The organism is Anabaena sp. PCC 7938 (assembly GCF_049315035.1).
Taxonomy (GTDB): domain Bacteria; phylum Cyanobacteriota; class Cyanobacteriia; order Cyanobacteriales; family Nostocaceae; genus Anabaena; species Anabaena cylindrica.
On sequence record NZ_CP186034.1, the window covers coordinates 3,700,193 to 3,719,472 of the forward strand.

Here is a 19,280-nt window from a genome sequence, read left to right on the forward strand (position 1 = left end):
CAAAATGAAAAATGAATTGGTATTGCACAACAACCCTTTTAGTGGAATATTTTTTTCTGGGTTACTCACTATAGCATTTACAGTTTCTGGACTGGCTATTACTTATTCAGCTTTACCGAGAAATTTTGTATTTTCTTGTAACAGAATAGCGGCAAATAATCCTAGTTGTAATTTTAAAGAAAACGAATTATGGCTAGGGATAAAACAAGAAACTTTTTTAGAACAAATAAATGCAGCAATTGTGGCTACCCTATCTGGAGAAAGTAATGACGATCAATATTTTGTCAAATTGAAAACTGACTATGATAATTTTACTCTTATTGGCTATAACTCAGAAGATCAAGCCCAGAGTATAGCCTCTCAAATTAATAGCTTTATTACCAATAAAACACAAAATAGTTTTCAACTTGAGTTTTCTACACAACTGAAAGTAGGCCCACTATTGATGGGATTATTATTTTTCAGTCTCGGTATGGGACTTTTGATACTTATAATTGTTATTCCTTATTACAGAAATATAACTTTTGATAAAATTACTAATAAAATATTAATTCAGCACAAAGGCTTTCTCAAAAACAAGTTAATTGAACACAAACTTAGTGAAGTGGTGGAGGTAATCAAGGAGGACAAAATTGATAAAAGTGATGATACTACAACTTCCTATCTTTTATTAATGTCTGGAGGTGAACGCATATCTTTATCTTCATATTATGGTCAAAATTGGAAAAGTGAATTAGAAATGGTGGAAAATTTAGCTGCTTTCCTAAATCTTAAAATTACACATCAGCAAATTAAGGTGTAAAGATGTTATGGCAATTCCCAAGTTCATGAAATACACCCCACCCGCGCTGTCGCGCACCCTCCCCTTACCAAGGGGAGGGGTAATTTTGTATCTAACTAGAGTGAGAAAGGCTATAAAGAAAATGGATTTATGGCTATTGAGTATTATGTCATTAGGAAACGCTATATTATTGAGCTTTATTTTTTAGTTGATTCCAAGCGGAGATAACAGACTGTAATTTATTTGGCAGTCCATTTTGAGAAATATCATTGTACTGAAATGTACCTTTTTGGCTGGTGAGAGTGTAGTTAATATAGTCAGCAGCACCGCTAGGTGCAGGATAATTGAGATTTTTGAATTTAGTAATGTTATTTTGATTTAGCAATTTTTCAAACTGTTTTACCTGTTGTAAAGAAACACGGCGGACACTACGTTCTGAATCATTAGCATCACCAATCCGTACACGCATCAAAAGCCCATCGTTTAGTAAAATGGTTTGGTAAGTTCTACCAGTTATCCCACCACTAGAAATTTCCCGAAATACCATACCTCTATCTAAAGGTGGTGGTAACTCATTAGTAGGAATTGGGATAGGTTGTATTTTATTATTTTTGATATATCTTTGCTGGATATTAATGGGATTTGGAACAGCAAATGAACTATTCATAAGAGTGATGCCACTGCTTACTGATAACATGGCAGTTAACATTAAAGAACTGGTAATTAGTCTGTGATTGATGTTGGTACTTAGGTTGGAAAAAGTTTTAAGATTCAGCATGACAAAATTTCCCATGGGGTGATGTATTAAAAAGTTGGTTATTCTTGTAAAAATACAAATTAATAACCATTTACTACATAATATGACGATGCAAATTTGAATAATAAAATACAATCTTCAATGCATCAATATTTGAGTATCTCAAAGAGAGACGCTAATTTAGTAGCGATTGTTGCCGTTTATCTTGAGAGGATGTTTGCAAAGTGTGAGATTGGTAAAAAATTAAGCCAATCGCCTAACCATAATACGGATCAAGGTAAGGATTCAGAATATTTGATATAGCAGGGAACAGGGAACAAAAGAGAAAAATATTCTTCCTCCTGACTCCTGACTCCTGACAATAAAATAATCATACTAAAGCTGCTTCAGGAATTGCACCTTGCATTTTGCTTAAAGTATCAATCAAAGTCTGCAATTGTTGTTCGGCTTTAAATACACCTAAACCTCTAGCTGTCACCTTACCTGGAGAATAAATAAAACGAGAACGCATACTTTCTTTTAAATTCTCTGCTAACAAATTCCAAGCTGGTTCTTCCATGGGAGTTTCTAAAACAATATGCTGTTTATTCTCTGGTTTAATGCGGCTAAATCCTAAATTTTTGGCGATTTGTTTTAATTCCATGACTCGCAAAAGTTGATTTGCAGAAACAGGTATAGTCCCATATCTATCAGTCCATTCGGCTGCTATTAATGTTAATTCTTCTTTGGATTTTGCAGTTGCTACGGCACGATATGCGCTCATTTTTTGGTCAATATCGGTGATGTAAGTTGAAGGAATAAAGGCTGTGAGGTTGAGGTCAATTTGGGTATCATCAACTTTGGGTATTTCTTGCCCTCTAATTTCTCGAATTGCTTCTTCTAACATTTCCATGTACAAGTCAAACCCAATTGCATCTAATTGGCCAGATTGTTCTGCACCTAGCAAGTTACCTACACCGCGAATTTCCATATCGCGCATGGCTAATTGATATCCAGAACCAAGTTGGGTAAATTCTTGAATTGCTCTTAATCTTTGTCTGGCGGCATCGGATAATTCCCGCTGTTTGGGGTAAAATAACCATGCGTGAGCTTGGATTCCGGCACGTCCGACACGTCCGCGCAATTGATATAATTGAGCTAAACCGAAACGGTGAGCATCTTCTATTAAAATGGTGTTGACTCGCGGAATATCTAAACCAGATTCAATAATTGTGGTACAAACGAGGATATCCGCGTCATTATTGCCGAAAGTGAGCATGGTTGATTCTAACTCGCTTTCGTCCATTTGACCGTGTGCGATCGCAAATCTTCCCCCTGGAATCATCTCCCGCAGGTTTGCTGTTGTCTCTTCAATGCCTTCCACACGGGGAACTACATAAAATACCTGTCCACCCCGATCTAATTCTTGACGAATTGCACTTCTGACAATTTCGGGTTTTAATGGTGCTAAATGGGTTTGAATTGGTCTTCTCGTTGGGGGTGGTGTTGTAATTAAACTCATTTCCCGAATTCCAGACAAAGACATATATAAGGTTCTAGGAATGGGAGTTGCAGAAAGAGTTAAAACATCAACTTGAGTTTTGAGACTTTTGATTTTTTCCTTTTGATTTACACCAAATCTTTGTTCTTCGTCAATTACCAAAAGTCCTAAATCTCGAAACTGTACTCCTTTACCTAATAGCTGATGTGTCCCTACAACTATATCTAATTCTCCAGTAGCCAAACGCTTTTGAATATTGCGTTTTTCTTCCGCGCTGCGAAAACGATTAAGTAAACCCACATTCACAGGATAAGGAGCAAAACGTTCTTTGATGGTGTGATAATGTTGTTGAGTTAGAATTGTTGTTGGGGCTAAAAGTGCAACTTGCTTACCTGCGGTGACAGCTTTAAAAATTGCCCGAATTGCAACTTCTGTTTTCCCAAATCCGACATCACCACATACTAACCGATCCATCGGTCTTTCGCTTTCCATATCCCGTTTCACATCTTGCACCGCTTTTAGTTGATCGGTGGTAGGTTGGTAAGGAAAAGAATCTTCCATTTCTTCCTGCCAAGGCATATCTGCGGGATAGGAAAAACCTTCTTGTTGCGATCGCGCTGCATATAACTTTAACAAATCTACCGCTAGTTTTTTAATCGCTTTGCGGACTTTATTTTTCGTATTTTCCCAAGCTTTTCCGGTCATTTTGTGGAGTTGTGGGGCTTTATCTCCATTAGTTCTAAACCGAGACAGAGAACCAACTTGGTCAGCAGCAACCCTCAGCAAACCATCTGCATACTGCACCACTAAATAATCACGGGTTTCGTGGTTAATTGTCAAACTTTCCAACTTGACAAATTTACCAATACCATGACTACGATGAACGACATAATCCCCTGGACGCAATTTGTTGGGGTCAACTTGTTTAGAAGCAGCTTTGCGACGTTTGCGGATATAGCCAAAATTAGCTAAAGAATGTTGTCCGTAAAATTCGCGGTCGGTGACGATAACGAGACGGAAAGAAGGTAAAATACAACCTTCTAATTCTGCTAAACCGGAATATTTGAGAGCGATAGGAGTATGATTGATTTGCAGCTTATCGATCGCTTGATAGTCGCGGGGATTAGGAATAAACTGGGCGGGACAGTCGTGTTCTTGGAGTAAAGAGACAGAACGGGAAGGTTGAGCCGAAAGTACCCAAACAGCAAACTTGCGATCGCGTTCTTGTCTAATTGTCTCAGCTAACTTGGCAAATTGGTGAGGTGTGACAGGTAAAGGTCTACTCGCTAAATTTAGCCCAGTATTTTCTTCAGCCAATTCCGATAAATATAACTTTTTAAATTTCCCAATTTCCACTAAACAGTCATCCAACGACCGATGAATTTTAGGTAATTGGTAACTTTCTCCCCTGCCTCCTACCTCTTCCCACTGTTCCTGTGCATTCTCCACCCAGCGATCGCTATGAGCATAACATTGTTCTGGCTCATCAATGGCCACCAGCGCATTTTCGGCTAAATAATCCAGCAGAGAAGCAGGTTTTGCAAAAGCTAAACCCAAAAAACGCCGACTACCTTCTAAGAGTCCTAAGTCCGATCCCTGTAGAGACGTTGCATGCAACGTCTCTACATTTTCTGGGAAATGAGGATGATCCTTAAGTGCATCTAAAATAATTGGTGTAAAACTAGTTGGCGTAAGAGTTATTTCGTTAATCTTATCCAGGGCAGAACGCTGAGTAGTGGGGTCAAATTCCCGAATCTGCTCAATTTCATCTCCAAACCATTCTAAGCGCACAGGCAACTCAGAGGACACCGGAAAAATATCGACAATATCCCCACGCCGACTCCATTGCCCTTCCGTTTCCACCAAAGGAACTCGTTCGTATCCCAAAATCGTGATTTTTTCACTAAAAGCATCTAAATCAAATTCCATCCCTTTTTTTAAAGTGACACAAAAAGATTTAAACGCATCCGGTGGTGGTAAATGTGGCTGTAACGCCCCCACAGTTACAATTATGGCTGTATTTTTTTGAGGTAACTTCCCCTCTGGGGAAACCCCACCCTTAGCTACCAAATCAGCTAAAACCTGCATTTGTCCCCAACTTAACTCAGTTTCAGGATCAAAGGGTTCGTAGGGAGAAGCTTCGGAAGTCGGGTAAAAATGGACAGCTTTCCATCCCATTGCTTCCATTTGGGCGTAAACTCGTCCGGCTTCCTCCAAAGTGGCACACACCACACATAAATCCTTACCCTCAGAGTTGGCTAAAGCTGAAGCAATCAAAGTCTTGGGTAAACGAGAGATACCATTTAACCGTAACTCCTGTTGTTTATTGAGTTTGAGAGTCAGTTCTGCCGTCAGAGGCGATCGCGCCAAAGCACGCACAATAGAAGAAAAAGCCATAGGTTTTATACTTAAATTAGAAGTCGTGGGGGAGGAGAAAATCTAGAGGCAGTCCCTTTCAACTATTTTAAAAGTGTTCACAGCAATCTTGATGATAAGGCGTAACTACTAATAGACAGAAGAAACATAACTACTACTTTTTGTATAGTCTTAGCATTTATAAAATCACCTTAAATACTGGATACTAAGGGTTAAGCTATCTTTTTTCTCTATAGCGGTAATTTTTAAAATGTCTTCCCTCTCTTTTGAAATTTTAACGATTTTGGTGCTGATCTTCGCTAACGGCGTATTTTCCATGTCTGAGATGGCCATAGTCTCAGCCCGGAAGGTCAGATTACAGCAACTAGCCAATCAAGGCAACCTCAATGCCCAGGCTGCATTAGAACTAGCAGAGTCTCCCAATCATTTTTTGTCCATTGTTCAGGTAGGCATTACACTCATTAACATCCTCAATGGTGTCTTTGGTGGTGCTACCATTGCCCAAAGGCTAGAGAAGTATGTCCAGCTAGTACCATTTTTAGCCGATTATAGCCAACCCATTGCTTTCGGGATAGTGGTTTTGCTAATTACCTATCTTTCGTTAATTGTTGGTGAACTAGTACCGAAGCGTTTGGCTTTAAATAACCCCGAAGGAGTAGCCTCTAGTGTTGCTATTCCCATGCGTGCTTTAGCTGCCTTAGCTTCTCCAGTGGTGTATTTATTAAGTGCCTCTACAGATGCCGTCCTGCGATTGTTAGGAATTACACCCTCGACTGAACCTCAAGTTACAGAAGAAGAAATTAAAATTTTAATAGAACAAGGTACAGAAGCGGGAACATTTGAAGAAGCAGAACAGGATATGGTGGAAAGAGTATTCCGTTTAGGCGATCGTCCAGTCACTTACTTAATGACACCCCGTCCTGATATTGTTTGGTTAGACTTAGACGACTCTCTTGAAGAAAATCGCCATAAAATGGTCGAAAGTGCCTACTCTCGGTATCCGGTTTGTCAAGAAGGACTTGACAACGTTCTAGGTATTATTCCCGTCACCGACTTATTAGCCAGGAGTTTACGCAGCGAACCTTTAGATCTAACCTTGGGATTACGTCAGCCCGTATTTGTACCTGAAAGCACCCGTGGTTTAAAAGTATTGGAGTTATTCAAGCAAACTGTCACTCACATGGCCTTAGTAGTCGATGAATACGGCGTAATTCAAGGATTAGTTACCCTGAATGACATCATGAGTGAAATTGTCGGTGATGTTCCCGCAGGCCCAGGACAGGAAGAACCCCAAGCTGTACAACGAGAAGATGGTTCTTGGCTTGTAGATGGAATGCTAGGTATAGAAGAATTTTTAGAACTATTCGGTTTAGAAGAACTAGGCACAGAGGAAAGAGGAAACTATCAAACATTAGGTGGTTTTGTCATCACCCATTTAGGACGTATCCCCGCAGCCGCAGATCATTTTGAATGGGATAGTATGCGTTTTGAAGTCATGGATATGGATGGGAACCGTGTTGATAAAGTGTTAGTTGTGCCGAAGATAAATCATAATAAGTAGGGTTTGCTGATAGCGTAGCGTGGCGTTAGGCATAAAAGTCTTTCTGTTAGGGCTAGGAGTCAGGAGTCAGGAGTCAGGAGTCAGGAGTCAGGAGTCAGGAGTCAGGAGTCAGGAGTCAGGAGTCAGGAGTCAGGAGTCAGGAGTCAGGAGTCAGGAGTCAGGAGAAAGAAGGAAGAAGAATTAGAAGGAGATCAGAATATTTTCAAATCTGGGTAAATGAAAGGTTTTTGATGCTTTCATCCCTTATTCCTTGCACCTTATTCAACTTTTTTACCCTTGAATGTCTTGATTTATCTAGGTTTTACATTTATATGCCTAACGGCACGCTGCGCGAACAACATCCCCTAAAGAAAAAAAATTACCTGGGATACTGCTGCACCTGTCCAGGATAAGATAAATTTGATTGCGGTAATTGACTGGGCTGCTGTAAATTATAATTACCGTAATTTCCATATCCTACAGCAGCAGTTGAGTTGACAACATCTCGACTTGGAGAATTGACACCATAAGGATTATTAGGTACAGGAGTCAACCCTGTTGTTGGTGTTTCTTGATTGGGTATTGTCTGAACATTATTAAAAGTACTATAGGTATTTTGTGACTGGTTCACTAATCCTGGCTGAATATAACCCATACTGGAATTAGAGGGTAAACCCTGATTAGGTAAGCTGTTAATAGGGACAATTGACCTGACATTTCCATTACTACTAAAAGACTTTATTTGGCTTGTATTACTAGATCTGTTGATGGCTGTTGCTAAAGGATTTATCAACACAGGAGTTTGATTATTTGTAGTCTGATCATTTAATTCAAAATTCAAATTAGAAACTTCTACAACTTCTGTTGAACTGGGAACAACTAGATTATTTAAACCTAAAAATTGATTATTACTATTAACTTTAACAGGCTGCAATAATTTTGTAGCTTGTACCATCAAGGGATTTTTTACACTATCGGGAGAAATTTGACTAACTATCCCTAAGCCCAGATTTGATTTAGCAGGATTAACATCTGCATTTTTTTGATTAATTGCATTCTCTATCTGAGTATTTTTTGAAGATGTAGTGATAATCGCAGATAAATTTTCTCTGTCAAAATCGCTTAACAACGATGGCATATTATCAATATCTGCTGTAATTGCTTTATCTTCATTAGAAAGTGAAGCTTCTTCAACCTTCTCGGAAACAACTGTGCCTTGATTTGGTTTTTCGGTGAAAAGTGCTGGATTTTTCCAATATTCCCTAATTACTAGGGCTACAACGATTAAGAAAATGCCTGTTCCCCAAAAACTAGGCCGAAAGAAATTAGATAATCTGGCTTTGAGATAGCGTAAATAAGCGGGGGGATAGTTGCGTGCTGGCATAACTTTGATTGATTGAATTATTTTTATAAATTAGGAAAGATTTAGATGCTTCTCTTGAATTGAACTATATCAATAGTAAAAGTATTGTAATTTCATCCTAGCTTCTCAAAAGTAATAAGTCATGAGTAATACAGTTTAATTAATCAAAAATTTACTTTCATACGAAACGTAAATTAAATAAATTTATAAAAAATTCTGTAGTAGTTTTCAGATTAGTGATGTGCAGTTTTCAACTACCGAGCCTGTGGGGACGGGATTTCCCCCACCTTGATTCTATTTATTACATCTGGCAGAGAACCATTATCAGTAAAAGTATTTTCAATTCCAAATGTAAAGTTAGTGTTAAACCTTGCAGTTCTTTGACATTTTTTTATAACTTTTAGTCAATTTATGCTTAGTTTTCAGATATCGGTCACTTTGGATATCATCTGGAGTTGAAAGCTGGACTAATTTTATTGGTATAGCCAAACAATTGTTAAACTTTCCCCTTCCTAGTTACTACTGTACCATTCACCAGGAGACTTAATCATGAAAGCCGAAGATATCATGACCAAGGACGTAGTTACTATCCGTGGTACAGCGACTGTTGCAGAAGCAGTCGGACTAATGAAAGAAAAAGGATTGCGTGCGCTAGTTGTAGATCGTCGCTATGATGATGATGCCTATGGCATTGTCACTGAGACAGATATTGTCTATAAGGTGACAGCTTATGGCAAAGACCCTAGACAATTAAGGGTCTATGAAATTATGAGTAAGCCTTGTATTATTGTCGATCCTAATCTGAGCGTAGAATACGTAGCACGGTTGTTTGCTAATACTGGTATTCGCAGGGCCCCTGTAATTCAAGGTCAGATGTTGGGAATTATCTCAATTACGGATATTCTTACCAAAAGTGATTTTGTGGAAGCTCCTAAAACGTTACTACTAGAGGAGAGAATTAAAAAAGCGATTAAAGAAGCTCGTGCTATTTGTACTGAACAAGGGGCTTATTCTAAAGCCTGTGCTGCTGCTTGGGATGAAGTAGAGGAACTACAAGCAGAAGCTGCACATCAAAAAGCTGAAGTTATGGTGTCAGCTAAAGTTTCTTTTGAAGAATACTGTCGAGAAAATCCAGCTGCACCAGAATGTCGAAATCCTCAATAAGACTTTTACTCTAAAAATTCGGGAGTCAGGATTCAGGAGTCAGAATACTGTATCCTGAATCCTTACTTATGAATTACGAATTACGAATTACGAATTACGAATTACGAATTACGAATTACGAATTATTTATCTTTGTGCAACTCGCGACAATAGAAATAAACCTGTTACTAAACCAAATAAGTTAGGCAGCCAAGCACCTATTAAGGGAGAAAGAACATCTGCTTGTGCTAAAGCACCGGAAACTGATAATAATAAGTAGTAACTGAAAATAACTATGACACTGATCCCAAAACTCGTTCCTCTGCCTGTCCGTTGAGGTATGCTGCCCATTGCCGAACCTACTAAACCAAAAATTATAGATACAAAGGGAAAGGCAATTTTTTGTTGAATCCGTACTTCTAGTTTTCTAATTTTTTGGGGGTTGCCAGCTAAACGTTCTATTTCTAGTTGTTCCAAAGCTTGGGCAATATTCATTTCGCCATAATCTCGGCTATTTTCTGCTAAATTTAAAGGTGTGCGAGGTAGTTGTAATTGTTGTTTTTCAAACCGCAAAATATTTCGATAAGAACGGTCGGGAGCAACTAAATAAATAGTGCCATTATAAAAATCCCAAACCTGTTCTGATGCATTCCACTGGGCAGATTCTGAGACGAGTATTTGATTGAGTCCTTCTGTAGATCTATCTATAATTGTTAAACCTTGCATTTTTTTGCCATCAAATTGATCGGCATAAAACAAGCGTGAAAGTATTTTATTAGTACTACCATCTGGTTGTTTAATTTCTCGATATTCAGGATAGTAGATATTTTGTTGTTTAAATGAAGGTGTATCTGATTTTAGTGCCTGTTCTAGTGTCCGAGTTGCTTCATAATTGGCTGCTGGTGCAATTTGTTCATTAAAAACATATGTCATACCTGTGACTAAAGTACTTAATAAAACAGCAGTTAATACCATGCGATAGACGCTTACTCCACAACCACGAAGGGCTATTAGTTCACTCTCACTAGACAAACGACTGTAGGTCATTAAAGTAGCTAATAAGGTGGACATGGGGAAGGAATAAACCATGACATAAGGCAGTTTTAAGGCAAAAACCTTCATGGCTGTGGTGATTGGTAGTCCAGATTCTACTACTTTTCGTAATAATTCAAATAAGCTGTCAATTGCTAAAACTACAGAAGTAAATGCCCCAACTCCGAATAGAAATAGCGGCAGCAACTGCATTGCCAAATAGCGATCCATGATGGAAAAAGGCAGCAGTGAATTGAGTGAGTAGAAAGATTTAATCTGCTTGGATATCATAAGTTCGGAGTTCGGAGTTCGGAGTTCGGAGTCAGGAGTTCGGAGTCAGAATGCTTATGAAATCAGGAATGGAGAGAAGTGAAATTTTCTCAAAATCATCAAAATTGACGCGAAAAGCCTTGATTTTCATGATTTATGTATTCTACATCCTGAATACTTAACAATAAGTTTAAAAGTTAAATTTCGGCACCCTAGATGTATTAGCAGTTTAAAAATGTATTGATGATTGTGATTGAAGTAGCTAATTTATGAGATTTAAATTATTTTTTATTATTAACAATAATAAATTTAGGTGGAAAAGTTATCACCTAAATAGTATTGACGCACGAGTGGGTTATTGTAAAGTTCATCTGCAATGCCAAAAGCGAGAATTTGCCCTTCCCTCATGATATAACCACGATCAGTAATGGCCAGGGTTTCGCGGACATTATGATCTGTGATGAGAATGCCCATACCGCGATCGCGCAATTGTCCCACAATTTCTTGAATTTCTGCAACTGCGATAGGGTCTACTCCCGCAAATGGTTCATCCAAAAGTAGGAATTTCGGCCCTTGTCTTCCTGCTGCTAAAGCCCTTGCTAACTCTGTCCGTCGTCTTTCACCACCAGAAAGTTGAATTCCTTTACTATTAGCCACCTTTTCCAAACGGAACTCCCCGATTAAATCATGCAACCGTCTCGACCACTCCCTGCGTGGCACACTAGTTTGCTCGAATACTAGCAGGATATTATCTTGAACGGAGAGTTGACGAAACACACTTGCTTCTTGAGCTAAATAGCCAATTCCCAATCTAGCTCTTTTGTGCATGGGCATTCCCGTAATATCCAAATTATCCAACCACACCCGGCCTTGATTGGGTTTTTCTAAGCCTGTAGCGATATAAAATGTCGTCGTTTTACCAGCCCCATTGGGGCCGAGTAAGCCAACAACTTCACCTTGAGCTACAGAAAGGTTAACGCGATTGACAATTAGTCGCTTGCCGTAAGATTTGTGAATATTTTCTAAAACTATTTTCACTATTCGCGTTTTTTGTGGTAACAGATTCTAATTAGAACGCTTGAGAGATGGTGTCTTTGGGGCAGGTTTGGCAGTTTGTCCATTGAGATTAGAGTCTTCTACCATGTACACAGATTCTACCTGACGATTAGACTGGGGTAAGGCGATAAATCGACCTTCATCAATCAAATAAGTGACTTTCTCCGCTCTAATACTATTATTACCCTGTTGCAAAATATAGACATTACCACTGAAATCAATGCGTCTTTCTTGACTAAAGTATTGTGCTTGGGCTGCTGTTGCTTGCAACTGACGAGCAGGATACAACATTTGTACATTACCACGAGCAGTAATTACTTGACTTTTGGCATCATATTCTTGCACATCAGAGCGAATGGTGAGTGGGCGATTTCCCCCAGATGATTGGGCTGTAGCGGTTGGTAATTGGCTAGGAAAAGCAATTGCACCCAATAGCGCAACGGGTAGCATTAGCGCCAATCCAAGACGATGTATCTGTGATTTTGGCAATTGATAGGGGGGTATCATAGTGGATAAGGATTATCTCAGTTTGTATTCTGATTTTAAAAATCGTACTCAGTGCAGAATCACCAAGAGACTTCCAACTAAAAAAATATCCCGTCATTGTGACGGCAGGGGGGCAGGGAGCAGGGGGAAGAAAAGTCGCTTTGAGTTGGTGAAATTGGATCATCTTTTGTGTGGAGTTCTCCACAATTAAAGTTGAAAAAATCAGCCTCAATATTACCAGTACACAAGGGCGAAAATAGATATCTAGTGAAAAAAGGTTAAAAAGCTGATTAAGCGAGCTTTATTCTTTTCTGCCTTGTTGCACTAGAGGTGATGAAGTGTCAACTCAACCACTTTATCCATAAATACAATCTGCTATCGGGAATAATTGCAGATAAATCATTGGATATGTGACTACAACTTGAGATTGTTGACGCTTGAGGACACCTAAAGGTTTCGTTATTGCTAATCTTTAATTATAGAAATTCTAGGTAAAGGCAAGGCTGCATTTTTACCCAAATCTACACTAAGAATTTTTTCTGGATCTGCTTGTTGGAGTTCCTTCAACAATTCCACACTTTGAGTAAAAAATTCTTCTACATTGATGGCGCAATCACTAGCGGGATAACGGCGTAAGCGATTGCTACCTTCCCCCAATAAAATCATTGCTCCTCGCAAGTTACGATTACCCAGGTGATACAGGGCTACTGCAATTTGCAGAATACCTTGATATAAACTTTTTTCTGGCTCGGTTGCTTCAATCCATAGAGCTTCTAAGGTGTCATGACAAGCGTAGAACTGTCCAGAGTTGAACTGTTCCACTCCTTGCCAAAACTCTTGGGGTAGGTCGTCACTCATCCCATGCTATCCCGCACTTCTTTGATGGTTTCCAGGGAAATATCTTGTCTGTCGCCAGCAAAATCGTTATCGGTGGTGAGAAAGAGCATACAGTGGCACTCTTTGCGTTCTCGCATGGGAACACAAGGACAGTTCCAATAGGCAGCGCTAACTTCGGCTTCTTTGTCTTCATAGTGGCGACAGGGACACAAAGGCGCACCGAGTTCGTCTTTATGTTTAGCTAAACCTTCAATTACGACTGCTGTAACGGAAGGTTCTGAACAGAAGTATGTTCCAGTCCGTTTGGCGTATTGTTCGGAAAAATGCCGCATTGCCTCTAGGCTTTTTTCGCTGGATTTTGTGTTAACTTCTGATTTAACCATTGGATCGTCGTTCATAATTTAAATATTTCTTTGCATTGTACAACAGCCCCAGTGAGCTATTACTGGGGAAATCTCCCCAACCTGAAATTTTAAAATTTGACCTAGATTTATACTAACGCTTGTCGGTCTGGCATCTGGTGATCAAAATAATTGATGACATCAGGGAAGTTTAACTTAATTTAAGTTAATTGAAGTTTTGTATCAATTTCTATAGTGAACTTAATGGTTTTTGTAACTGAAGTTGTAGTTCTTGTTCACTGTGAAGGATGATGCCAGGATAATCTCGATTGACTATGAGTTGTTCTGAGGATGGATTTATATCCTCCCATAAAACCCAACGACTGCCTAGAGGTAAGTTAGATAGAGTTAAGGGGTTTTGAGTGAGCCAAATTAGGGGGTAGTTGTCTGGTGGTGTGTTGGCTTCTTCTAAGGGGTTGGTTGCTGCTAAAGTTTCGAGAACGGGAATATCACCTTTGATTAAACCTGTGGCTGCTGTCCACAGTTCTACTTGCAATTGTTGTCTGTGGGCATAGAAATATAATGAAGCGGCGGCGATGACTGCTTGTTCAAATTGTTCTTGTTGCCAATTAGCTGCACTATCAAGGGCAATAATGATTTCTTGTCCACCAGTGATAACTTCTAATTCTCTGACTCGTAATTCTCCATAACGGGCGCTGGTACGCCAATGAATGAGACGGGTGGGATCACCGATGCGATAAGGACGGAGCGATCGCACTAATCCTGTTGTCGCTAATTGTAATGGTTTTCCACGAAGATCATTTTTTTGGTGTTCATCTTGCCCTATTTCATCAACTAGGGGGCAGCTAGTCAGGGGTAAAACGGTGGGATAGACAATCGCTCTAGCTTTACATTCTCGCTGCCGACGACACCAAAATAATCCCCAAGGCGCACCTGTGGCTAATTCTACTGTTTCCCATCGGTACAATCCTCGGCGTTCGGTGGGGTGATAATATGTCCAACGGTGAGAATCTTTTGCGTCGATGGTGTCAATTGGCTGTTTGACTGGTTTGCCTAAGATGAAGGGCAGTATATCTGCAACTTGCAATAAGGTAACAGGCTTTTGGGTGGGGTTATGGACTTCTATTTCAATGGTGATGTCGTCGCCAACGCTGACTGGCTGGATGGGAGAGCGTTTGATAATGAGATTTTTGAGCGATCGCGGTGCTAAAAAAGCTGACACACCCACAAGGGCAATACAGACCCCACTAATTACATATAACCAGCCTGCCATCGTGTTGATAGCAGCGCCTAAATAACAAATAGCAATGCCGGCTAATACCCAACCGCCATAGGTAGGAGATGAGGCGTGGATTTCTAACCAATTGGTGATGTTTTTGGTGATTTTCATAGTTTCTTTTTTAACTCAACAATGGCTGAAATGTACAGTATATTGGGCATTTGCATTGATAAATTTGTAATTGTGTATGATTAAATTAAGGAATGTAGGTGGAAGATTCATTGATGCAGTTAGTCAGCCAGGAGTATATCGAAATTGCTGCTGATGTGCGAAGTGGGAAACCCAGAATTGCTGGTACTCGCATTGCAGTAGAGGATGTAGCGGTGATGCATTTAAAGCTGGGTTACTCTTTGATAGAGATTGCGGGTAAATATGACTTGTCACTAGCATCTGTTTATGCAGCAATGGCTTATTATTTTGATCATCGAGACGAGATTGATGAACTTGCAGCACAAGAAAATGAGATAGTTGAGATGCTGAAACAAAATCATCCCTCACGTCTTCAAGAAAAACTCAGACAGTCGAGAAATCACTGAACGAATCCGCTTTCATCTAGATGAAAATTTTGATCCTGCAATCGCCCTTGGGTTGCGTCGTTATGGAATTGATGTCACAACCACAAACAATGTGGGATTACGCACTCAATCTGAGAGGTGTCGAATTTTTGTGAAAAAATGACAATAAAATTATGAAAATTGCCACAATTAACATTCTCTTTAAATTGAATTATTGGACACAACGCAGACAATTATTAATAGATGGACTCAAAGCCGAAAATCCCGATATCATTGCTTTACAAGAAGTCAGCTTATCAGAAGATACATCTGCTTGGATAGCAGAACAATTAAATATCCCCTATATTTATAAAGCTGTTCCCAAAGAAGTATGTAATAGTGATTTACCCTTTGGTTTAGCTATTCTCAGTCGTTATCCAATTGAAAAAACAGCAGCACTAAATTTAGAACATCAGGGAAGAATAGCCCAATATGCACAAATTAAGTTTGATGATAATAAATCAATAGTAATTTGTAACGGGCATTATTTTTGGCATCCCGGTTCTCACAAAAAACGTAATAAACAAATACAAATGATGTTAAATTGGTTATCAGAATTTCCTGATACAATGCCAATTATATCAGTAGGAGATTTTAATGGTACTCCCGATACATCAGGAATTGCATTAGTTAAAGAAAAATATCAATCAGCATATCAAGTTTATCATGGACAAGAACCAGAATATACTTGCCCCACACCTTTAGATAAAATTAGTTGGAAGAAACGAATCAGACAATTTTGGAGAACTTTAATTTTTAATAGAAGTTGGAAACCGTGGCAGGGAACTTTAGATTATATTTTTATTAATCAGCATTTACAGGTGAAAGATTGTCGAATAATTCTCAATCAACCAGCAGATAATAACCGTTATCTTTATCCTTCGGATCATTTTGGGATTGTTGCTGATTTAGAGATTGTTGATTAAAAAGTTTAATATAGCCGTTCCCATGCTCGTGAGGTACAAAGTTTTTTCGTTTTAGGGAACAGGGAACAGGCAACTCTTAACAAAAAAAACTCATATTTAAAAACATGAGATTGAAATAATGACACTGTTTTTTGACTGAGCTTTAAACTCAGAAATAAAGTTTCTTATCTGTTCCCTGTTTTGTAAGTACTTATGCCCCCTGTTGCCTACTTCCTGCCCCATGTCACCTGTTGCTAAATTACAAAAAGAGTGTAAAGTATTCTAGAACAGAACCTCATTCTTCTATTTTACGCATCCATCTATGGATAGAAAAAGTAAACGCCTGTTACTCCTTATTGTTGCTTGTAGTGTATCTGGTGTCATTTTAGGCGGGACTTCCGCATGGGCAGAAAGCAAAATGTGCTTGAGTGCTGATTCAATCAGCAGCGAATGTCTGACTAAAAACCCAGTAGAAAAAACTATTCAAGGTATGAGTACTGGGTTATTAGCCGGGGCTGGGGCTGCTTTTGGTGCAGCCTGGAATTTACACCACCAAGACTAAAAGCGATAATTGCGATCGCCTATCCACATACTCGTAGGTACAGCATTACCTTGAGGATCTACTTTCACTCTTACCACTATCGGCGATCTCCGCCCATTTCTCCTTTCCTGTGTTTCCAACAGATCATTATTAATCTGCTGTCTTTGTTCTTCAGAAATGTAATAGTTTTCCAAACCGTAATTAATCAAACCATCTTGATAATTACCCCTTAAAGCTACCTGATTATTGCGTAAGTTCTGAGGACGACTACTACTGACACGCACTGGTCTCCAAGCCCTAGGAATACCAACATCACGATTAAAAGATAGTTGTTCTTGCAAAGTTAAATATAAGACACTACCCTGAGTTACTTGTGAGTTTCTCAGGGAATTTTGTCTTACCCAATCTCTCCACCCAGGTAATCTTCTCAAAGTTTCACTGCGGGATATATTATAATCAAGCGTTAAAGCAGAACCCCGCAGCAAATTATTAGAAGATACAGGTAGAGTTTGCAAAACCACCGTTTTACCAGCTACATCTGTATACATCGCTTGAGTTGGAACCGCCAAAATTAGGCCAATTTGCACCATTAAAGGTGCTATTAACCGCCAAATTGGTAGCGGCTCATTAGCCTTTTGTTCAGTAGCTATCAAGTAATCCCGAAAAGTCAACTTTTCCGAAAACTCCTTCTCTGGGCTTAAGGTTTGCTTCGATTCAGGTGATTTATTCGATTCAGGTGATTTATTTGTCATGATAATTAATTGCTTAGAGTTTGTTTAGTTGTCACTTGTTAACAACCAATGACCAATAACTAATAGGATTTTTAACGCAGAGATTTAGTATATCCGTTAATTTTAGCTAAACAACTTCCCTACTATTTCTTAGTAGCAGTACGTTCATGGAAGCGGCGTTCAAACCAAAGACCCCCAGAAATCAGACCAGAACCGCACAATACAAACACCAATGATCTAAACAATAAATCGGTATCGTACTCTAACACGCGGCTGATAATTTGCAAGACAAACAATAGCATACCGCACCAAAAAGAAAATCTGTTATTTAACTTCATTCCTTCTTGGATCAGTCCCCAAACTAATGTTGTCAACAGGACATTGAAAACAAAAATGCCCAGTTCGGGAATACGACTAATAGCTTGATGCCAAAAAGGTAATATGACAATAAAGCTGAGAAAAATGATAATGACAGTGATCGTAAAAAATACTTCCTTGCGGGTGGGATTATTACGATGACGAAACAGAAATAACCACTGCAAAACTGCCAAGCCGCTGATAATTCCTAAATCAATTATTGGCAGAGACTGGAACACATTCAAGGAATTTGTTGCCGAATTACCAAAACCAAAAGATTGCCATTGCCAACGGAAAGATAACAAATAAAAGACGACGCTAAAACACACCAAGGCTAAATTACGGGCTAGGGGTTGAAATAACCTGTAATGAACCGTGGGGAAAAGCAAGTCATCATAACTCCAGAGTAATGATGGTGGAAGTGCTAAAGCAAAAGATGCCACCCAAGGAACTACATTAGAAGAAAAAGTCAGTAGTGGTAATGGGTTGAGATTATATTGCAAAGAAACAGTAAAGGCTACAGCCGCTAACCCAAAAATCCACCGTGAACGGCAGACATAGGCTAAGGGAACAAATGCCAACCATGAAAGCAGAGGCATATGTCGCACTGCTAACCGCGCCCAACTCAACTCATTAGGAGAGGATAAAAACTCTCTGAGTCCTATCCAATAACCAATTTGGATGAGAACAATAGCTAAAATACCTAAAGAATTGAGCGACAGACTATAGGCCATCACTAAAACACCGAACCCCCAAGCCAAAAATAACTCAGCAGCAGAACCGCTAATATTGAATATTTGCGCCATTAGCAGTAAAGTTGCCCCTAAAATAAAGGCGCTGAGAATTAGCAAACCCTCTCCTAGTAGACGTTTACCTCGTTGTGGCTTTTTATTTTCAGATTTCTTGAGTGTTGGTTCTCTCCAAGTATAAAAACCAGTGATAGCAGTAGACAGGAACCAACTCATTAACAAGATAAACTTGACTTCTCTTGACCATGTTTGCCAATTTGCTGCTACAAAGATAATTATGCCTAATCCTAAAAGTAAGCCACCTGCGGCAACGGCAATTAATCCAGAACTTTCTCGTGCAGCCGCTTCTATTTTATTAAATTGATAACGGTCTGCTAGTTGCTGGTGTTGAGAAGAACTAATAAGTCCTTCATCTCGCCAAAGTTTTGCTTCTTGGCGTAATTTTTTCGGAAAATTATCTGGGATCATGACCTCTCCGGTGCAATGGGTTAGTTTAGCAAGTGTCAAAACACAGTTAGCTTCTAGCCAAAGGCCAGAAGCCGCGCCGGACGCGCTTCGCAAACGCAATCTAAATGGTGGTCATTATATTTTCAGTATGCAGCTAAATACCTGGATGGCATTGTTCTGGTGTAACACTTTTAATATTGTTCTAATTAGCTAAAGTTCCCAAATATTTGAATC

19 protein-coding genes are annotated in these 19,280 nt (G+C 39.2%); 8 read left to right on the forward strand and 11 right to left on the reverse strand.

Translation table 11 applies throughout. The features are described 5' to 3' along the window. The first annotated feature begins 4 nt into the window (after nucleotides 1-4). Entirely contained in the window at nucleotides 5-802 is a 798-nt protein-coding gene (locus ACOWPH_RS16970; protein WP_015216553.1) for a hypothetical protein, read from the forward strand. Nucleotides 803-968: 166 nt separating this feature from the next. On the opposite strand, the gene ACOWPH_RS16975 is transcribed toward ACOWPH_RS16970, so the two are convergent. Together ACOWPH_RS16975 and mfd are read right to left on the reverse strand one after the other, a co-directional pair. Continuing rightward, complete coding sequence (locus tag ACOWPH_RS16975) at nucleotides 969-1,559, reverse strand: hypothetical protein (RefSeq protein ID WP_015216554.1); 591 nt, start codon at nucleotides 1,557-1,559, stop codon at nucleotides 969-971. A 349-nt stretch (nucleotides 1,560-1,908) separates the two neighbouring features. Next, nucleotides 1,909-5,415, reverse strand: a complete 3,507-nt coding sequence (gene mfd, locus ACOWPH_RS16980; protein WP_015216556.1) for a transcription-repair coupling factor — start codon at nucleotides 5,413-5,415, stop codon at nucleotides 1,909-1,911. Between the two features lie 229 nt (nucleotides 5,416-5,644). Between mfd and ACOWPH_RS16985 the strand changes: the two genes are divergently transcribed. Then, nucleotides 5,645-6,955, forward strand: coding sequence for a hemolysin family protein (locus ACOWPH_RS16985; protein ID WP_015216557.1), 1,311 nt, complete (start codon nucleotides 5,645-5,647; stop codon nucleotides 6,953-6,955). 19 nt (nucleotides 6,956-6,974) lie between these two features. Continuing rightward, on the forward strand, nucleotides 6,975-7,139 hold the full coding sequence (locus tag ACOWPH_RS16990; protein ID WP_171815814.1) for a hypothetical protein: 165 nt from the start codon (nucleotides 6,975-6,977) through the stop codon (nucleotides 7,137-7,139). Between the two features lie 174 nt (nucleotides 7,140-7,313). Here the strand turns inward: ACOWPH_RS16990 and ACOWPH_RS16995 are convergent, their stop codons facing one another. After that, nucleotides 7,314-8,318 carry a hypothetical protein gene (locus ACOWPH_RS16995; RefSeq protein ID WP_015216558.1) on the reverse strand — a complete coding sequence of 335 codons (1,005 nt, stop codon included), beginning with the start codon at nucleotides 8,316-8,318 and terminating at the stop codon, nucleotides 7,314-7,316. 528 nt (nucleotides 8,319-8,846) lie between these two features. Between ACOWPH_RS16995 and ACOWPH_RS17000 the strand changes: the two genes are divergently transcribed. After that, nucleotides 8,847-9,461: a CP12 domain-containing protein gene (locus ACOWPH_RS17000; RefSeq protein WP_015216559.1), complete on the forward strand. Its 615-nt coding sequence runs from the start codon at nucleotides 8,847-8,849 to the stop codon at nucleotides 9,459-9,461. A 126-nt stretch (nucleotides 9,462-9,587) separates the two neighbouring features. Here the strand turns inward: ACOWPH_RS17000 and ACOWPH_RS17005 are convergent, their stop codons facing one another. The 6 genes from ACOWPH_RS17005 to ACOWPH_RS17030 all read right to left on the reverse strand — a co-directional run bounded on the left by ACOWPH_RS17005 (nucleotide 9,588) and on the right by ACOWPH_RS17030 (nucleotide 14,873). After that, complete coding sequence (locus tag ACOWPH_RS17005; RefSeq protein WP_015216560.1) at nucleotides 9,588-10,703, reverse strand: LptF/LptG family permease; 1,116 nt, start codon at nucleotides 10,701-10,703, stop codon at nucleotides 9,588-9,590. A gap of 348 nt (nucleotides 10,704-11,051) precedes the next feature. After that, nucleotides 11,052-11,780 carry an LPS export ABC transporter ATP-binding protein gene (lptB, locus tag ACOWPH_RS17010; protein WP_015216561.1) on the reverse strand — a complete coding sequence of 243 codons (729 nt, stop codon included), beginning with the start codon at nucleotides 11,778-11,780 and terminating at the stop codon, nucleotides 11,052-11,054. A gap of 27 nt (nucleotides 11,781-11,807) precedes the next feature. Then, the gene (locus ACOWPH_RS17015; protein WP_015216562.1) at nucleotides 11,808-12,305 is read right to left on the reverse strand and encodes an LptA/OstA family protein; all 498 of its coding nucleotides are present in this window, start codon (nucleotides 12,303-12,305) and stop codon (nucleotides 11,808-11,810) included. 444 nt (nucleotides 12,306-12,749) lie between these two features. Further along, on the reverse strand, nucleotides 12,750-13,142 hold the full coding sequence (locus tag ACOWPH_RS17020; RefSeq protein ID WP_015216563.1) for a DUF309 domain-containing protein: 393 nt from the start codon (nucleotides 13,140-13,142) through the stop codon (nucleotides 12,750-12,752). Then, a complete protein-coding gene (locus ACOWPH_RS17025) occupies nucleotides 13,139-13,504 on the reverse strand; it encodes a ferredoxin thioredoxin reductase catalytic beta subunit (RefSeq protein WP_015216564.1) in 366 nt (121 codons plus the stop codon). Before ACOWPH_RS17025 ends, ACOWPH_RS17020 begins: the two co-directional genes overlap by 4 nt. Nucleotides 13,505-13,712: 208 nt before the next feature. Then, nucleotides 13,713-14,873 (reverse strand): DUF58 domain-containing protein, encoded by a 1,161-nt coding sequence (locus tag ACOWPH_RS17030; RefSeq protein WP_015216565.1) that lies wholly within the window; start codon nucleotides 14,871-14,873, stop codon nucleotides 13,713-13,715. Nucleotides 14,874-14,971: 98 nt separating this feature from the next. Between ACOWPH_RS17030 and ACOWPH_RS17035 the strand changes: the two genes are divergently transcribed. From ACOWPH_RS17035 to ACOWPH_RS17045, 3 genes are all read left to right on the forward strand, one after another. Then, entirely contained in the window at nucleotides 14,972-15,298 is a 327-nt protein-coding gene (locus tag ACOWPH_RS17035) for a DUF433 domain-containing protein (protein WP_244887712.1), read from the forward strand. Nucleotides 15,299-15,450: 152 nt separating this feature from the next. Continuing rightward, nucleotides 15,451-16,242: an endonuclease/exonuclease/phosphatase family protein gene (locus ACOWPH_RS17040; protein ID WP_015216567.1), complete on the forward strand. Its 792-nt coding sequence runs from the start codon at nucleotides 15,451-15,453 to the stop codon at nucleotides 16,240-16,242. Nucleotides 16,243-16,543: 301 nt separating this feature from the next. Next, the gene (locus tag ACOWPH_RS17045; protein WP_015216568.1) at nucleotides 16,544-16,783 is read left to right on the forward strand and encodes a hypothetical protein; all 240 of its coding nucleotides are present in this window, start codon (nucleotides 16,544-16,546) and stop codon (nucleotides 16,781-16,783) included. Here the strand turns inward: ACOWPH_RS17045 and ACOWPH_RS17050 are convergent. Both ACOWPH_RS17050 and ACOWPH_RS17055 read right to left on the reverse strand, forming a co-directional pair. Beyond that, nucleotides 16,780-17,514 (reverse strand): GDYXXLXY domain-containing protein, encoded by a 735-nt coding sequence (locus ACOWPH_RS17050; protein WP_015216569.1) that lies wholly within the window; start codon nucleotides 17,512-17,514, stop codon nucleotides 16,780-16,782. The two genes, ACOWPH_RS17045 and ACOWPH_RS17050, sit on opposite strands and share 4 nt — an antisense overlap. A gap of 122 nt (nucleotides 17,515-17,636) precedes the next feature. Next, nucleotides 17,637-19,067, reverse strand: a complete 1,431-nt coding sequence (locus ACOWPH_RS17055) for a DUF2157 domain-containing protein (RefSeq protein ID WP_015216570.1) — start codon at nucleotides 19,065-19,067, stop codon at nucleotides 17,637-17,639. On the opposite strand from ACOWPH_RS17055, the gene ACOWPH_RS17060 reads away from it, so the two are divergent. Then, nucleotides 19,066-19,260, forward strand: a complete 195-nt coding sequence (locus ACOWPH_RS17060; RefSeq protein ID WP_042465330.1) for a hypothetical protein — start codon at nucleotides 19,066-19,068, stop codon at nucleotides 19,258-19,260. The genes ACOWPH_RS17055 and ACOWPH_RS17060 overlap by 2 nt on opposite strands. Nucleotides 19,261-19,280: the final 20 nt, after the last annotated feature.